13 protein-coding genes and 2 tRNA genes are annotated in these 16413 nt (G+C 45.7%); 3 read left to right on the top strand and 12 right to left on the bottom strand.

All coding sequences use genetic code 11. From position 1 onward, the window contains the following. Nucleotides 1–85: 85 nt before the first annotated feature. The 8 genes from infB to ubiT all read right to left on the bottom strand — a co-directional run bounded on the left by infB (nt 86) and on the right by ubiT (nt 6787). Entirely contained in the window at nt 86–2770 is a 2685-nt protein-coding gene (infB, locus tag CDZ87_RS02865) for a translation initiation factor IF-2 (RefSeq protein WP_038174185.1), read from the bottom strand. A 21-nt stretch (nt 2771–2791) separates the two neighbouring features. Next, complete coding sequence (nusA, locus tag CDZ87_RS02860) at nt 2792–4279, bottom strand: transcription termination factor NusA (protein ID WP_038174186.1); 1488 nt, start codon at nt 4277–4279, stop codon at nt 2792–2794. Between the two features lie 24 nt (nt 4280–4303). After that, complete coding sequence (gene rimP, locus CDZ87_RS02855; protein ID WP_038174187.1) at nt 4304–4759, bottom strand: ribosome maturation factor RimP; 456 nt, start codon at nt 4757–4759, stop codon at nt 4304–4306. Nucleotides 4760–4966: 207 nt separating this feature from the next. Then, nucleotides 4967–5043: transfer RNA gene (locus CDZ87_RS02850), tRNA-Met, on the bottom strand. Nucleotides 5044–5099: 56 nt separating this feature from the next. Then, nucleotides 5100–5183: transfer RNA gene (locus tag CDZ87_RS02845), tRNA-Leu, on the bottom strand. Between the two features lie 29 nt (nt 5184–5212). Further along, nucleotides 5213–5548, bottom strand: a complete 336-nt coding sequence (gene secG / locus CDZ87_RS02840) for a preprotein translocase subunit SecG (protein ID WP_038174188.1) — start codon at nt 5546–5548, stop codon at nt 5213–5215. Between the two features lie 224 nt (nt 5549–5772). After that, entirely contained in the window at nt 5773–6276 is a 504-nt protein-coding gene (locus CDZ87_RS02835; protein WP_100752082.1) for a GNAT family N-acetyltransferase, read from the bottom strand. Continuing rightward, entirely contained in the window at nt 6260–6787 is a 528-nt protein-coding gene (ubiT, locus tag CDZ87_RS02830; RefSeq protein ID WP_038174193.1) for a ubiquinone anaerobic biosynthesis accessory factor UbiT, read from the bottom strand. The genes CDZ87_RS02835 and ubiT overlap by 17 nt, the downstream gene beginning before the upstream one ends. 195 nt (nt 6788–6982) lie before the next feature. Between ubiT and CDZ87_RS02825 the strand changes: the two genes are divergently transcribed. The 3 genes from CDZ87_RS02825 (at nt 6983) to CDZ87_RS02815 (ending at nt 11066) form a co-directional block, all read left to right on the top strand. Next, nucleotides 6983–9025, top strand: a complete 2043-nt coding sequence (locus CDZ87_RS02825; protein ID WP_100752081.1) for a sensor domain-containing protein — start codon at nt 6983–6985, stop codon at nt 9023–9025. Nucleotides 9026–9139: 114 nt separating this feature from the next. Continuing rightward, the gene (ubiU, locus tag CDZ87_RS02820) at nt 9140–10153 is read left to right on the top strand and encodes a ubiquinone anaerobic biosynthesis protein UbiU (protein ID WP_100752080.1); all 1014 of its coding nucleotides are present in this window, start codon (nt 9140–9142) and stop codon (nt 10151–10153) included. 34 nt (nt 10154–10187) lie between these two features. Then, nucleotides 10188–11066, top strand: coding sequence for a U32 family peptidase (locus CDZ87_RS02815; RefSeq protein ID WP_422641437.1), 879 nt, complete (start codon nt 10188–10190; stop codon nt 11064–11066). Nucleotides 11067–11150: 84 nt separating this feature from the next. Here the strand turns inward: CDZ87_RS02815 and CDZ87_RS02810 are convergent, their stop codons facing one another. From CDZ87_RS02810 to pnp, 4 genes are all read right to left on the bottom strand, one after another. Further along, on the bottom strand, nt 11151–12488 hold the full coding sequence (locus tag CDZ87_RS02810) for an MATE family efflux transporter (RefSeq protein ID WP_100752223.1): 1338 nt from the start codon (nt 12486–12488) through the stop codon (nt 11151–11153). Between the two features lie 89 nt (nt 12489–12577). Then, nucleotides 12578–12988 (bottom strand): MarR family winged helix-turn-helix transcriptional regulator, encoded by a 411-nt coding sequence (locus CDZ87_RS02805; protein ID WP_100752078.1) that lies wholly within the window; start codon nt 12986–12988, stop codon nt 12578–12580. Nucleotides 12989–13097: 109 nt separating this feature from the next. Further along, nucleotides 13098–14015: a lipoprotein NlpI gene (nlpI, locus tag CDZ87_RS02800; RefSeq protein ID WP_100752077.1), complete on the bottom strand. Its 918-nt coding sequence runs from the start codon at nt 14013–14015 to the stop codon at nt 13098–13100. A 129-nt stretch (nt 14016–14144) separates the two neighbouring features. After that, nucleotides 14145–16277, bottom strand: coding sequence for a polyribonucleotide nucleotidyltransferase (gene pnp, locus CDZ87_RS02795; protein WP_038174203.1), 2133 nt, complete (start codon nt 16275–16277; stop codon nt 14145–14147). Between the last annotated feature and the right edge of the window lie 136 nt (nt 16278–16413).

The following is a 16413-nucleotide window of genomic DNA, read 5'->3' as shown; positions in this document are numbered from 1 at the left end:
GGGGATGGTCAAAGCCAGCCCCCCATGGTGTATTCAACAACCAATTACTGCCTATCTAAAAGATAACGCAAGTAATTTTAGTCTATTAGTCAAGAGTACGTTTTATCTCAACGATTTCAAACACTTCGATTTGATCGCCTACGCGAACATCGTTGTAGTTCTTAACGCCGATACCACATTCGTAGCCGTTCTTAACTTCTTGGACATCATCTTTAAAGCGACGAAGTGACTCAAGTTCACCTTCGTAGATAACAACGTTATCACGTAGAACACGAATAGGATTGCTACGCTTAATGACGCCTTCAGTTACCATACAACCAGCGATTGCACCAAGCTTAGGAGACTTGAACACATCACGAACTTGAGCAAGACCAATGATCTCTTGCTTAAATTCTGGTGCTAGCATACCGCCCATTGCTTGTTTCACTTCGTCAATCAATTGGTAAATGATTGAGTAGTAACGTAGGTCAACGTTAGCAGATTCAATCGCGCGACGCGCTGATGCATCGGCACGAACGTTAAAGCCAAGGATGATAGCGTTTGAAGCTTCAGCAAGTACCGCATCAGTTTCAGTAATACCACCAACACCAGAGCCCACGATGTTCACTTTCACTTCGTCAGTTGAAAGTTTACGTAGCGAGTCTGCGATTGCTTCAACAGAACCTTGAACGTCGGCTTTAAGTACCACATTCAGTTCAGCAACTTCACCCGCTGTCATGTTAGAGAACATGTTCTCTAGCTTCGATTTCTGCTGACGAGCCAGTTTCACATCGCGGAACTTACCTTGACGGTAGTTAGCAACTTCACGGGCTTTACGCTCATCACGAACAACGGTAGCTTCATCACCAGAAGATGGAACACCAGACAGACCGATGATTTCGACCGGGATCGAAGGACCCGCTGACGTAATTTCGTTACCGTTCTCATCGCGCATTGCACGAACACGACCATATTCTTGGCCACACAGTAAGATATCACCTTTGTTCAGCGTACCAGATTGAACCAGTACAGTTGCCACTGGACCACGACCTTTATCGAGGCGAGATTCAACAACCACACCTGAAGCCATGCCTTCTTTTACAGCCTTAAGCTCAAGAACTTCTGACTGAAGAAGGATAGTTTCTAGAAGGCCTTCAATGTTAGTACCCTGTTTGGCAGAGATGTGAACAAACATGTTCTCACCGCCCCACTCTTCAGGAATAACGTCGTATTGAGCTAGCTCATTCTTAACGTTATCTGGGTTCGCGCCTTCTTTATCAATCTTGTTCACAGCAACAATCAGAGGCACACCTGCCGCTTTCGCGTGCTGGATTGCTTCGACTGTTTGAGGCATTACGCCATCGTCTGCTGCAACAACAAGAACAACGATATCTGTCGCTTGAGCACCACGTGCACGCATGGCGGTAAACGCGGCGTGTCCCGGAGTATCAAGGAAAGTGATCATGCCGTTGTCAGTTTCAACGTGGTATGCACCAATGTGCTGGGTAATGCCGCCCGCTTCACCTGAAGCAACGTGTGCTTTACGGATGTAGTCAAGCGTCGACGTTTTACCGTGGTCAACGTGACCCATGATAGTAACAACCGGTGCGCGACTTTCAGCCAAAGCATCGTTATCACGATCAGCAAGTACCGCTTCTTCAAGTTCGTTCTCTTTACGAAGAACAACCTTGTGACCCATTTCTTCAGCAACAAGCGCTGCTGTTTCTTGGTCAATAACTTGGTTGATGGTCGCCATTGCGCCCATCTTCATCATTACTTTGATGACTTCAGTGCCTTTGACTGACATTTTGCTCGCCAGTTCAGAAACAACGATCGTTTCACCAATGACAACGTCAGACTTAGCTACTGTTGCTGTCTTATCAAAACCGTGCTGCATTGACGTTGGCTTAGCCAATTTACCTTTATTATTGCGGCCACGACCACCACGTTGGTTACGACCACTGCGGTTTTGATCATCAGCAGGCTTTTTCTTCTTCTTGCGACGACCACTTTCTTCTTTACGGTCTGCCGCATCTTCTGCTTCACGGGCATAAGTAGAAGTCGTGATGTGATAGTCAGAGTTTTCTAACTCTTTCTTCTTCTTCTCTTCTTCTGTCCAGCGAGCTTCGTTTTCTTCAGCAAGCTTACGAGCTTCTTCAACAAGCTTAGCAGCTTCTTCTTCCGCTTTGCGTTGCGCTTCTTCTTCCTGACGACGCTTTAATTCATCAGCTTCTTTCTTCGCTTGCGTATTCACGTCTGCGTTTTTTGCATTCATTTCTTTCTTAGCCTTATCAGCTTGTACGCGTTTGGCCTTCTCTTCAGCTTCACGTTTTGCATCCGCTTCTCGCTTCACTTTTTCTTCGGCCTCGCGTTGTGCTTTCTCTGCAGCTTCGCGTTTTGCTTGCTCTTCAGCTTCACGCTTCGCAAGCTCCTCCGCTTCACGATTTGCTGCTTCCTCAGCCTCACGTTTCGCGTCGTCTTCGATGATGCTGCGCTTCACATAAGTGCGCTTTTTGCGTACTTCTACTTGAACATCCTTACTCTTGCCGCCACCAGCATTTACGCTTAGTGTGCTGCGAGTCTTACGCTGTAGTGTCAAACGAGATGGCTCAGTTTCACCTGACGTGTCACCGTGCTCTTTTTTAAGGTGAGTCAAAAGCTTCTGTTTTTCATCATCAGAAACTTGGTCACCACTCGCTTTGTTCATACCAGCGTCAGCAAGTTGTTCAATTAAGCGGTCCACTGGCGTTCCAATTTCTTCACTCAGTGCCTTAACAGTAATTTGTGTCATGCCGCTTCCTCCCCTGCTGAATTATGCGTCTTCGCCGAACCAACAAATGTTACGAGCTGCCATAATTAGCTCACCCGCACGTTCTTCGGTCAGACCTTCAATACCTTCTAAATCATCAATACCCTGATCAGCTAGGTCTTCTAGTGTTCTCACACCTTTAGCTGCCAGTTTGAATGCCATCTCACGCTCAAGGCCTTCGAGGCCAAGTAGGTCTTCAGCAGGCTCTACGCCTTCGAAAGATTCTTCTTGCGCTAGCGCTAGAGTGGTTAGTGCATTCTTAGCACGATTACGTAGTTCTTCGATGAGATCTTCATCTAGACCGTCAACTTCAAGTAACTCGCTTACTGGTACGTAAGCCACTTCTTCTAGAGTAGAGAAACCTTCTTCAACTAATAGCTGAGCAAAGTCTTCTTCAATATCTAGGTGCTTCATGAAGTTTTCAATTGCAGCTTGAGACTCTTCTGCGTGTTTCTTGTGCAGGTCTTCAACTGTCATTACGTTAAGCTCCCAACCGGTAAGTTGAGACGCAAGACGAACGTTCTGGCCATTACGACCGATCGCTTGCGCTAAGTTATCCGCTTCAACTGCGATATCCATTGAGTGAGCATCTTCATCAACGATGATAGAAGCCACATCGGCAGGCGCCATTGCATTGATAACAAATTGTGCTGGGTTATCATTCCAAAGAACGATATCGATACGCTCACCACCAAGCTCACCAGACACGGCTTGTACACGTGCACCACGCATACCTACACATGCGCCGACAGGGTCGATACGCTTATCGTTTGTTTTCACGGCGATTTTCGCGCGAGAACCTGGGTCGCGTGCCGCACCTTTCATTTCGATGATTTCTTCAGCGATTTCTGGCACTTCAACACGGAATAGTTCAGCTAGCATCTCTGGCTTAGAGCGAGTGATAAACAGCTGGAAGCCACGCGCATCTGGCGCTACTTTATAAAGTAAACCACGAACACGGTCGCCTGGACGGAAGTTTTCACGTGGAAGTTGGTCATCACGAAGGATAACGGCCTCGGCATTGTTGCCAAGATCCAGAACCACAGTTTCACGATTTACTTTCTTAACCACACCAGTAACAAGCTCGCCTTCGTTGTCAATAAACTGCTCAACGATTTGCGCACGCTCTGCTTCACGTACTTTCTGTACGATCACTTGTTTAGCGGTTTGAGTGGTAATACGGTCAAACGTTACTGACTCGATATCATCTTCAACGTAATCACCAAGCTGCATTTCTGGATCTTCATACTGTGCAGCTTCGATTGAAATTTCTTTAGTTGGATGTTCAACTTCTTCAACCACTAACCAACGACGGAAAGTTTCAAACTCACCGGTTTTGCGGTCAATTTCAACACGGACATCGATTTCCATCTCGTGTTTTTTCTTAGTAGAAGTTGCAAGTGCAATTTCAAGGGCTTCAAATATACGCTCACGAGGCACCGCTTTCTCGTTCGATACCGCCTCTACTACCGCTAAAATTTCTTTACTCATTTTAAATAGCCTCTAAGACTTTAATTAAAATTTAGGGATCAGGTTAGCTTTTGAAATATTACTGAGCGCGAACTCTTCTTGGTTACCTTCAACGATAACAGAAATAGTTTCGCCATCGACTGAGTGGATAGTACCTTTCCACTTACGACGATTGGCCACAGCCATTTTCAAAACGATACTTACCTCGTGACCAATAAATTGCTCATAGTGTGCTGTTTTAAAAAGTGGTCTTTCTAGACCTGGTGAAGAAACTTCAAGGTTGTAAGCCACCGTGATTGGATCTTCGACATCCATAACCGCACTCACTTGGCGGCTAACTTCTGCACAATCATCAACGTTAATACCGTTTTCGTGATCGATAAAGATACGTAACGTTGAATGCTCGCCTGCGCGAATAAATTCTAACCCAACTAACTCATAACCTGATGCCGCTACAGGAGCTTCAAGCATTTCAGTAAGTTGTCTTTCTAAACCAGTCATTTAAACCACTCCAGAAACAAAAAAAGGGCTCAGAGCCCAATTTAAATTCCAAGCAAAACTCTAAATCACCAAATATGGAAATTTAGATAACAAAAAACCCCGAAAAGTCGGGGTTTTTTGTTGCTGGACCCTGATGTGTTAAGTGATAAATTTCCACTTAACTCGCAGTAACAATACTGCGCAAACTTGCCTAATCCTGAAAAGGATTGGTTGCGGGGGCCGGATTTGAACCGACGACCTTCGGGTTATGAGCCCGACGAGCTACCAAACTGCTCCACCCCGCGTCCGACTTGTCGAGCATTATACGCTCTCGAAGATGTTTTACAAGCTTGTAAATCAATGGTGCCGAGAGAGGGACTCGAACCCTCACACCAAAGGCACTAGCACCTCATGCTAGCGTGTCTACCAATTTCACCATCTCGGCAGCTAATTCTATTTCAGCTAGAAAATAGCTTATTGAGGAATTTCGTCACCCTTAGGGGCTGGAACTTCACTCGCAACATCATCAGCTTGTTGGATAATTTGACCTTGCGTTGGGTCAATCCACTGAGATTCAGTTTTGTGTGTAGACATATTGCCTAGCACTAAGCTGATAATGAAAAATGCTGTTGCAAAAACTGCAGTCATTCGGGTTAGAAAATTACCTGAGCCGCCTGCGCCAAACACTGTGTTTGATGCGCCTGCACCGAATGAGGCTCCCATATCTGCGCCTTTACCTTGTTGAATCAGCACTAGGCCGATTACACCAACCGCTGCCAACAGGTAAATCACAAGTAGAACTGTAAACATAATTTCCACCTATGTTCCAAATTGTTGAGCCAGCGCCGCTCGAAAACTCACTTTTCATCAAGCTTTCAGAACAAGGCTAGCGACCTCCTTTCCGAAGGCCGAGCAATACTAACCAAACACAGTTGCAGTGACAAGCGGATTTTTGCAAAAAAATACCTCTTAGGCACCAAACGGTCAAAAAAAGGACAAAAAGCCACGCTTGGCGTTGGATTCGGCGTCTATGACTACAGCTCGGTGAATTCTGGGCTGTACTCGATACAACCTGAACGACCAGTGAACTCACCGTCCACTAATGGCAGAACCTGAAATACGCCCGGCGGCACTTCCCATTGACAGTGCATTTGATGCGCTTCACTGGCAACAAAGCCAAAACGCGCATAATAATCAGGGGATCCAAGAACCACACAAGCAGGATAGTCAAACTCAAGTAAAGAGGTTAGCCCCTCTTTGACGATTTGCTCTGCAATGCCTTGATTGCGATAGTCTGGATGGACCGCAAGCGGTGCTAATCCCTGCCAATTGAGGTCTTCACCATTCAATGTCACAGGACTAAACATGACATAGCCGACCACATCACCTTCATCACTACAAGCGACAAATGATAGCGTACGACGACCATTCTCCCTTAGCTTCATCACTAAGTCTGCTTCCACTTTGGTTTCAAAAGCATGTTTTAATAAACGATCGACGCCAAGAATGTCTGCGGGGGCTTCAGTTCGAATAAGCATTAATAACCTCTTTTTGTGTTACTGGCGATTGTAAGCCTTTTTGCACAAAGTCGGCTAGTTGATTTAATACACTTTGTAGCGCTGTCGGTAGCGACTCTAAATCGACACTGTCCATGAGGTTCTTCACCTCTAGCCCCAACTCTGTATCTCCCTCGATGGTAAGACGACGTTGAAAAAACAGTGTATCCGGATCTTCTTTGCGCCCAGCAATCAACACTAAGTCGTTAAGATTAGCGCTGAACAGCACATCTTCAGCAACCGGAGTGTCTGCAACAAGCAGTTTTTCATCTTGATAACTGATCAACCAACTCAATTGCAGATCTCTAATCTCAACTTTTAACCATTTTCCAGCTAAAAATTCAAAGTCTCCCTCTTCTAACGCCTCTTTGAATACCATCTTCAACCCTTCAAGCAAGGCTTTTTTTTGTACAAATTGAGGCAATAAGTGGACTGGGGATCGCAAAATTGATGCGGCATTTTGAACTAGTTGAGTGCGAATCTTGTTAATCACGCGAGTTATCCGTTATTTTGATGTCTGTAATGTCTTATCATAAAGCATGTTTGCCCGCCGATTCCTGTCATTTATCAAAAAAGAAACACGCGCCCTTAGCGCTTTAAACTCGGGGCAAGGACAGTTATAGTGTTGACAACACCTACAAATTTTTTTGTATAAATGCTTTGCTCTTTGGAGAGTCGTACCCCCTTGATGCTATCGCAACAATTACAGCACTGGTTTACAAAAATAACGGCCAATAGCCCGTTCTTTTTCGCCGTTTTGGACAGCCAACATAACTATGCCGTGGTTAACGGACGCTATTGCGATATCGCTGGACTGACTGCGACAGAGCTCGTCGGTATGAATGACGCCCAAATTATGGGTCAGCAATTTTACGATAATCTCAAGCCCTACTATCAAAGAGCGTTCAAAGGTGAGTCTATTGAGGCCGAGATGACTCTCGGTGATTTAAATCTAGAAACCAGCCTTCACTTCAACGTTTCGCCGGTCGACATCGACGGCAAAATCGAGCACATCATCTTTCACGCCATCGATACCTCTGAAAAGCAGATCCTGATCCGCTCGTTAGACGAGGCTGAGGGCAAGTTCTCAACCTTAACTTCGTTACTTCCGGAAGGGATTTTATTGGTCGAGGACGACTGCATCATCTCAGTCAACCCTGCGGCCCTGAGACTGTTAGGTCTTGAATCTACACAAGATGTATTAGGTGAAAGCCTGTCACGTCTGTTTATCGATGAGAAAACCAAAACCGTTTTTTCTGAGTCTTCTCTGACCAATAGTTTATGCGAAGCGCCGCTGGTGTGTTTGACCAGTCCTCGTTGTGGCTTTGAACGTAAAGTTCAGTTAATGGCTGATGCGACCATGCTCCTCGGTAGTGATTCGCAATTGGTACTGATTCAAGATGCCGAAACGACGCCCAAAACCTTACGCGTGAACAATCAAGAAGATGCCCATGTAGATTCGTTTACCGGGCTCTATAATCGCTTTGGTTTCACTAAACGTCTTGAGCAGATGATCCACAATGAAACCCCGCTCATCATGCTCTACTTGGACATTGATAACTTCAAAAACATCAATGATTCCTTGGGTCATCATATTGGTGACAAGGTCATTAAGGAGGTCTCTTCTCGTCTTAAACGTCTTCTTCCTCAACAAGCGGTATTAGGGCATTTAGGAGGCGATGAGTTTGGTATTATTCTACCAGAACCCGAGAATAACCGCATGGCAGAGATACTGTCTGAGCGGATCATCTCACTGATTAATCAGCCTTTTGACCTTCACCATTTTAGTAAACGTCTTGCCTGCTCGATTGGCAGCGTGGCGTACCCTGGTGATGGCAATGATGCGCGCATCTTGCTGCAAAACGCCGATACCGCCATGTACGAAGCCAAAGATCGCGGCCGAAATCGTTTGATTAAATTTAACGATCAAATGAATAAAGAAGCGCGCATGCGTCTTTGGTTAGAAATAGAACTACAAAAAGCGCTACAGCAAAATGGGCTTGAAGTGTGGTATCAACCTAAGGTTAATGCTCGCGATTTCAGCATTAATGGTGCTGAAGCCTTGATTCGCTGGAAGCATCCGATTGAAGGCTATATCAGCCCAGGCGCTTTTATTCCTGTTGCCGAGCGTGCAGGCTTGATTGAACACCTTGGCCGTGTGGTAATGCGTGATGTATTTACCACCGTTAAGCGTTGGAAGCTGCAAGGTATTCTGCCCGGTCGCGTTGCGATTAACTTATCTCCTGAGCAATTTGGCAATCCCAAGCTTATCGATTATATGGAAAAGCTGTTACGCACGACTGAACTTGACCCTAGCTGCATCACTTTCGAACTTACCGAAAGTGCGGTTATGAGTGATAGTGATCACACACTACAGATGCTTAATGCGATAAAAAAGCTCGGTTTTGCTCTGTCTATCGACGACTTCGGCACTGGTTACTCTTCTCTCTCTTATTTAGCCCGCTTCCCACTTGATGAACTAAAAATCGACCGCGCTTTTATCTCGGACATCGATACACTGCCCAAGCAGATCACCGTCATCGAAAATATCATCAATTTAGGTAAATCGCTTAATTTGACCGTTGTCGCAGAAGGGGTAGAAACACAACAGCAAGCGACCCTGCTTTCAAATCTGAACTGTAACTCCATTCAGGGTTTCCACTTCCATCGCCCTCAACCACGTCAGGAAGTAGAAGAGCTATTTGCGCAAAATCGTCGCCACAAGAGCTAACCTTTTTAGAAATTGCTCAACAAACTCACTCAAACCTGCCTCACATCAAATCTGCCATTCATATATCTTCATAAAATGCTCTGCACTTTATAAGAGACTGTATTGGTAACAGCAATGGAACTCCTATGCCCAGCAGGCAACTTACCTGCGTTGAAAACTGCCATTGATTGTGGCGCAGATGCGGTATATATCGGCTTCAAAGACGATACCAATGCGCGTCACTTTGCCGGCTTAAACTTTACCGGTAAAAAGCTTGAGAAAGCAGTGCAGTATGTTCATGACCACCAAAAAAAAATTCACGTGGCACTCAATACCTTTGCCCATCCGCATGGCTTTGAACGTTGGACAGATGCGGTTGATCGCGCAGCCAGCAGTGGTGTCGATGCGTTAATTGTCGCAGATATTGCCATGCTCGATTATGCGGCGCGTAAATACCCACAGTTAGAACTGCATCTCTCTGTGCAAGCTTCTGCAACCAATGTTGCCGCTATCGATTTCTATCAGCAAAACTTCAACGTTAAACGCGTTGTCTTGCCACGTGTGTTGTCTATCCACCAAGTCAAACAACTGTCACGTAATATCACCGGTGATATCGAACTTGAAGTCTTTGCCTTTGGCAGTTTATGTATTATGTCGGAGGGGCGCTGCTACCTTTCTTCTTACATGACGGGTGAATCACCCAACACAGTCGGCGCTTGCTCTCCAGCAAAATATGTTCGCTGGCAAGAAACCGAACAAGGTTTAGAGTCGCGTTTGAACAATATTCTTATTGACCGTTACCGTGATGGTGAGAACGCTGGCTACCCAACGCTGTGTAAAGGCCGCTTTACGAGCGATATTAGCGGGCCCAATCACGCTTATCATGCCCTTGAAGAGCCAACGAGTCTTAACACGCTCTCTATGTTACCTGAGCTATTTGCCGCTAACGTTGCGTCGGTAAAAATCGAAGGCCGCCAACGCAGCCCTGCCTATGTTGAGCAGGTCACACGCACTTGGCGTGAAGCGATAGATCGTTACCAAGCCAACCCTGAAGCTTATCAAGTTGAGGCGAAATGGGATGCCGCACTCGCTAATGTCTCTGAGGGAACTCAGACGACGCTCGGCGCTTATCACCGTAAATGGCAGTAGAGCTTCAGTTGTGGAGAACAGCATGGAAAACACTATGAAATACGCACTTGGCCCACTCCTTTATTTCTGGTCAAAACAGGATGTGGAAGATTTCTATAATCAGGCCAAAAACAGTTCGGCTGATATCATCTACTTAGGTGAAAGCGTCTGCTCAAAACGGCGAGAGATGAAACCAAATCACTGGTTCGAGATTGCTAAAGAGTTGAGCTCTGCAGGCAAACAGATAGTGCTCTCTACCATGGCACTTCTGGAAGCGCCAAGTGAAGTCAATGTGATGAAGAAGTACATTGATAATGGTGATTTTGCGATTGAAGCGAACGATGTCGCTGCGATTCAGTTGGCCAGCGAACGAAAAGTGCCTTTCGTGGTCGGTCCGGCAATAAATGCTTACAATGCCCATACCCTCAAGCTGTTTCTCAAACAGGGCATGACTCGTTGGTGTATGCCCGTTGAACTGTCGCGCGAATGGCTCAGTAACGTATTGATCCAATGTGATGACATCGGCATCAAAAACCAGTTTGAAGTTGAAGTGTTCAGCCATGGCTATTTGCCGCTGGCGTATTCGGCGCGCTGCTTTACCGCTCGGGCCGAAAACAAAGCCAAAGATGATTGCGAAACCTGCTGTATTAAGTATCCAACAGGGATTTCCGTTAGCAGCCAAGAAGGGCAAGAGGTGTTTAATCTCAACGGCATTCAAACTCAATCGGGTTATTGCTATAACCTAGTCAATGACTTAGCGAGTATGGATCAACTGGTTGATGTGGTGCGCTTAAGTCCTTTAGGCATCGAAACTCTAGCTCAAGTTGATAAGTTCCGTGCCAATGAACAAGGCTTAGCGCCACAAAAGATCGCCAGTCGTCAGTGCAACGGCTATTGGCATCAACTTGCTGGTTTAGAAATGAAGAACATCTAGTTCTTCGAATTAAACTAATCAGCCGTTGATACATAAAGGTCTAGCATTCGCTAGACCTTTTTCATTCGATTTAAGAAAAGCAACTTATGCTGTCGCTGTCTCCATCGATGAGGCATCAAGCTTCTTTAGGTCTTTGTAAAGCATCACCATCACCACCATACTTAGTGCGATATTAGACAGTGGGTACGCAATCCAGATCCCCGGAACACCGTACAATTTAGGCATAATATACAAGAAAGGCAGTTGGATCAGCATATTGCCTATCGTTATAAACATGGCCTTACTGCCCTTGTTCACCGCTTGATAATAAGCCCCCGCTACTACCAAGAAGCCATCCAGCGCCAGTGCAAACATGTGTAATCGAATCCCCAACACGGTATACTCAACGAGTTGAATTTCGTCTGAGTTAAAGACTGACACAAACTCACGTGGGAATGCGTTCAAAAGCAGCACAAACGCCACACCAATCAATACCGAACTCATCATCGCAATCTTAAGTAACTTACGGATGTTCGCTTGATTACGTGCACCATGGTTATAGCTCACCAAAGGTTGCATACCGTTGGCGATACCTTCAGCCGTGAGGTAATAAACTGTTACGATGTAGCCCAAAATCGCGTACGCACCAATCATCAACTGATCGCCATATTGAGAGAACAACGCATTGTGCAGCGCCACCATCATCGAACCATAAGCGTACATAAAGAAACTTGATGTACCAACGGCGAAGATTTGTGGAATCACATCGAGTTTCAGCCTTAGCTCATTCCAACGTAAACGTAGGTTTGCTCGACGTGAGAAGAAGTAAGCCAAGCCAAGACCCGTTACCACAAACTGGGCAATCGCTGTTGCTAATGCCGCGCCCGTCAACTCCCAACCATACAGAGCGATAAACAGGTAATCGAGCACGATGTTAATTACCGCACCAATGATCATCAGTATCGTCGCTAGATTAGGGCTGTCATCGTTGCGCAATAAAAACGGCATCGCGATCGAACCTAGCGTGAAGACACTGGCACCAATCAAAATGTGTAAGTACTGCAGGCCAAGTTCATACACTCGCCCTTCAGCGCCCTGCCAAAGCAAGAAATTATCAGCAAACAAAAACAGCAATGTAGAAACAATAGGCGTTATCGCTAACAATAAGGTTAAGCCCGTTGCTAAGATTTGCTTAGCGCCTTGAGTATCTTTTTCACCTTGACGAATTGAGACAAGCGCACCAGTACCTACACCCACCAACATGCCAATACCGAGAATCGAACCAATCACAGGCCACGCAACATTAATACCTGCAAGTCCATCAGCCCCCACATAGTGGCCAATGAAGATGCCATCCACGACTTGGTACAGGCCATTTACCAACATGGCTGCCACGGTAGGAATGGTATATCGCCAAAACTGGCGACCAATTGAATTGCACATTTTTTGCTCTACTTTCATTTGTGAGTCGTATGTCAGCGAGGTATGACTCAATAAATTAGTTAACAAGACTAACTAAATGTCTAAATTATTTACTGCAAAGCCTTATTTAATAATAGGTTTAGCTGCTGAGATTCTTGCTCAGACAAACGACTTTCCAGTATCTGTGCCATAACCTGATAGATTTTACTTTCTTCTTCCAAGCCCACTTCTGCTTTGCTGGTCAGTACGACCAACTTAGACCTCGCATCTTCGAGCGAAGCTTTACGCTCAACAAGACCCTTTCTCTCTAGCCGTTGAACCATAGTCGTTGCTGAAGGTTTGGTCACTTTCATTTCAATCGCCAGATCAGTTAATCGGATTGGTTCAGAAGAGGCTTGAATGACCTTCAAATAGTCATACTCATTAAAGCTCAAATGTGCCAATGGATCTTCTTGGGCATAAACCCGCCACGCTTTAGCACAAAAACGCTCAAGCTCAATCAAGTTCCTTTCTAGACTCATTATCAAACCATTTAGTTAGCAAGGCTAACTATTATAACGCCATTTATCGTAGCAGCAATAAAAAAACCGCTGTGCTAGCGGTTTTTTATTTTTGTTTGCCAGTATAAAGCTATTGCTCGCTGAACTCGGTTTGTTGTTTCGTTTTAGCCATATGTTCAGCTTTGACCTGATTATAAATACGACTTAGTTCGAGGAAGGCGTAGCGGTGCTCAACATACTCATAGACATTGAATGAGATTGCCAGCTTATAGAGAGAAATCGCGTTGGCAAAATCCCCTTGCGTTTGATAGCGCTTACCAAGATAGAAATAAGTTTCGGTTAATCGTTGGGCAAGCAAAGTGTTATCACGCGTACCACTGAATATGGCCTTAAAGGCTTGCTCTTCGCTCACTTCACCTAAACTGATCGCCACCAAAACCCATCCCCACTGCTCATCGCGCTGTTGGTAGTCTTGCAACAACTCTTGACGAGCGATATCGGGTTGCTTCTCCGATTGAATGATATAGCGCCATAAAGCACGGAAAGGGTCACGTGGATCTTGATCATAATGGGTTTGCATACCTTCAAGCGCCAGGTCAATGCGATCACCATAATAAAGAGCAATGGCTCGATTACGCTCAGCGTAAGAGTTTTCAGGATCTAACTCCAAGGTAGAGTCAAACGCATCATACGCCGCATCAAATTCACCGACTTGGGTAAAGTAGACACCAAGCAGATTAAACAAATCCGGTTGTGCCGGATTTAGCGCCAGCGACTGGTTATAGTCCAGTCGAGCTAAGTCACGTAAACCAACATTGTCATAATTGTTGCCGCGCTCATAGAGCATTTTTGCCCGAACTGGCTCGGAAAGATCAGGACGTTGCAATAATTGTGATAGGCGCGCGATTTGAACTTCTTGTTGCACACTTGCTTGAAGAGGAACCGCCATCGGTGGATACATCCACTGCGCACTATTATTTGACGTTGAAGCACAGCCTGCCGTAATGAGCATGGCTAAGCTAAGTGTTGCGGTTTGAAACCATTTCACAGATAAATACTCCTGTTACTGAGTTTACACTCAGTGTCATCCGCATAAAAAAAGGGAGCGTAATGCTCCCTTTATAACATGCTTTTGGCAGGTTAGGCTAATCGCCTGACTGACCTAAATGTGCATTGATTAAGCGTCTGCAGCTGGCTTTTCTTCTGCCGCTGGCGCTTCTGTGCTCTCTACCGCTTCTTTCATGCTTAGACGAACGCGACCCTGACGGTCAATCTCAAGTACTTTCACTTGAACTTCTTGACCTTCAGCTAGGTAGTCAGACACTTTCTCTACACGCTTGTCAGCGATTTGAGAGATGTGTACTAGGCCATCTTTGCCTGGCAGGATAGTCACGAATGCACCAAAGTCAGCAAGACGGGCAACTTTACCAGAGTAGATACGGCCAACTTCAACTTCTGCCGTGATCTCTTCAATACGACGGATCGCTTCTTGCGCTGCAGCACCTTCGGTTGCAGCAATCTTGATCGTACCGTCATCTTCGATTTCGATAGTTGTACCCGTCTCTTCAGTTAGAGCTCGGATAACTGCACCACCTTTACCGATAACGTCTTTGATCTTCTCAGAACTGATCTTCATCGTATGAATACGTGGAGCAAATTCAGAGATATCGTCACGAGCACCAGAGATAGCTTGATCCATTACTGATAGGATATGCTTACGTGCGCCTTGAGCTTGGTTAAGCGCAATTTGCATGATCTCTTTAGTGATACCTTCGATCTTGATATCCATCTGAAGTGCAGTGATACCGTCGTTAGTACCCGCTACTTTAAAGTCCATGTCACCTAGGTGGTCTTCGTCACCAAGGATGTCAGAAAGAACAACAAAGTCATCGCCTTCTTTAACAAGACCCATTGCGATACCCGCAACAGATGACTTGATTGGTACACCCGCATCCATAAGCGCTAGCGAAGTACCACATACAGAAGCCATTGATGAAGAACCATTAGATTCTGTGATTTCTGATACAACACGCACTGTGTATGGAAATTCTTCCGCAGAAGGCATAACCGCAGCAATACCACGTTTAGCCAGTTTACCGTGGCCGATTTCACGACGCTTAGGCGAACCTACAAAACCTGTCTCACCCACACAGTATGGAGGGAAGTTGTAATGTAGTAGGAAGTTATCTTTACGCTCACCGGTTAGCTCATCGATGATTTGCGCATCACGCTGCGTACCTAGAGTCGCCGTCACGATAGCTTGAGTTTCACCACGAGTGAATAGAGAAGAACCGTGAGTACGTGGAAGCACGCCAGTACGTACGTCTAGCGCACGAACCATGTCTTTTTCACGACCGTCGATACGTGGGTTGCCAGCAATGATACGGCTACGTACAACGTTTTTCTCTAGAGAACCAAGCATGCCGCGGATTTCGCGCTCGTTTAGTTCTTCGTCTTGCGCAAGAAGTGCGGCAACAACATCGTTCTTGATTGCGCCAACTTGCTCGTAACGAGCCATTTTCTCAGTGATTTGGTACGCTTCAGATAGACGAGCTTCTGCAAGTTCAGCAACGCGAGCTTTGAGCTCAGTGTTGACGACAGGTGCTTGCCATTCCCAAGCTGGAGTCGCAACTTCAGCTGCGAATTCGTTGATCGCTTTAATCACAACTTGTTGTTGCTCGTGACCAAATACCACAGCAGACAGCATTTCTTCTTCAGTTAGATTGTCTGCTTCAGATTCAACCATAAGCACTGCGCCTTCAGTACCAGAAACAACTAAGTCAAGCTTAGACGTTGCTAGTTCAGTGTTGCTTGGGTTCAGTACAAGTTGACCATCAATGTGACCAACACGTGCCGCGCCGATAGGACCGTTGAACGGGATACCAGAGATAGCAAGCGCTGCTGACGTACCGATCATTGTAACCATATCAGGTTGAACGTCTGGGTTTACAGACATTACCGTTGCAATAACCTGAACTTCGTTTTTGAACGAATCTGGGAACAGTGGGCGAATTGGACGGTCGATAAGACGAGCAGTCAGTGTTTCACCTTCAGATGGACGGCCTTCACGCTTGAAGAAACCACCTGGGATTTTACCTGCAGCGTAAGTACGCTCTTGGTAGTTAACAGTTAGAGGGAAGAAATCTTGACCTTCCACTGCTTCTTTTTTACCAACTACAGAAACGAATACTGCTGTATCGTCCATAGTAACCATAACGGCGGCTGTAGCTTGACGTGCGATAACGCCAGTTTCTAGAGTAACTGTGTGGTTACCGTACTGGAACGTTTTAACAACTGGTTTTTCGAACATTGTTATTCCTTGTTTCTCAATCCCTGCTTGGCAGAGATCAGAGTGTATTGGTTGATACTCAATACATTACAAATCGCGACTAGTGAAAAGAAACTAAAACAATTTCCTTTGAATAGTCGCGACCTTTTGGTCGACG

It is taken from the genome of Vibrio salilacus (assembly GCF_002811245.1).
GTDB lineage: Bacteria > Pseudomonadota > Gammaproteobacteria > Enterobacterales > Vibrionaceae > Vibrio > Vibrio salilacus.
The sequence above is the reverse complement of the archived record's forward strand: the minus strand, read 5'-3'. Positions and strand labels throughout refer to the sequence as shown.

Coding starts and splice junctions, on each gene's coding strand:
- secG (WP_038174188.1), bottom strand. CDS start 5,548: ATGTTTACAGTTCTACTTGTGATTTACCTGTTGGCAGCGGTTGGTGTA.
- CDZ87_RS02805 (WP_100752078.1), bottom strand. CDS start 12,988: ATGAGTCTAGAAAGGAACTTGATTGAGCTTGAGCGTTTTTGTGCTAAA.
- CDZ87_RS02810 (WP_100752223.1), bottom strand. CDS start 12,488: ATGTGCAATTCAATTGGTCGCCAGTTTTGGCGATATACCATTCCTACC.
- rimP (WP_038174187.1), bottom strand. CDS start 4,759: ATGACTGGTTTAGAAAGACAACTTACTGAAATGCTTGAAGCTCCTGTA.
- CDZ87_RS02825 (WP_100752081.1), top strand. CDS start 6,983: ATGCTATCGCAACAATTACAGCACTGGTTTACAAAAATAACGGCCAAT.
- nusA (WP_038174186.1), bottom strand. CDS start 4,279: ATGAGTAAAGAAATTTTAGCGGTAGTAGAGGCGGTATCGAACGAGAAA.
- ubiU (WP_100752080.1), top strand. CDS start 9,140: ATGGAACTCCTATGCCCAGCAGGCAACTTACCTGCGTTGAAAACTGCC.
- CDZ87_RS02815 (WP_422641437.1), top strand. CDS start 10,188: ATGAAATACGCACTTGGCCCACTCCTTTATTTCTGGTCAAAACAGGAT.
- infB (WP_038174185.1), bottom strand. CDS start 2,770: ATGACACAAATTACTGTTAAGGCACTGAGTGAAGAAATTGGAACGCCA.
- CDZ87_RS02835 (WP_100752082.1), bottom strand. CDS start 6,276: ATGCTTATTCGAACTGAAGCCCCCGCAGACATTCTTGGCGTCGATCGT.
- pnp (WP_038174203.1), bottom strand. CDS start 16,277: ATGTTCGAAAAACCAGTTGTTAAAACGTTCCAGTACGGTAACCACACA.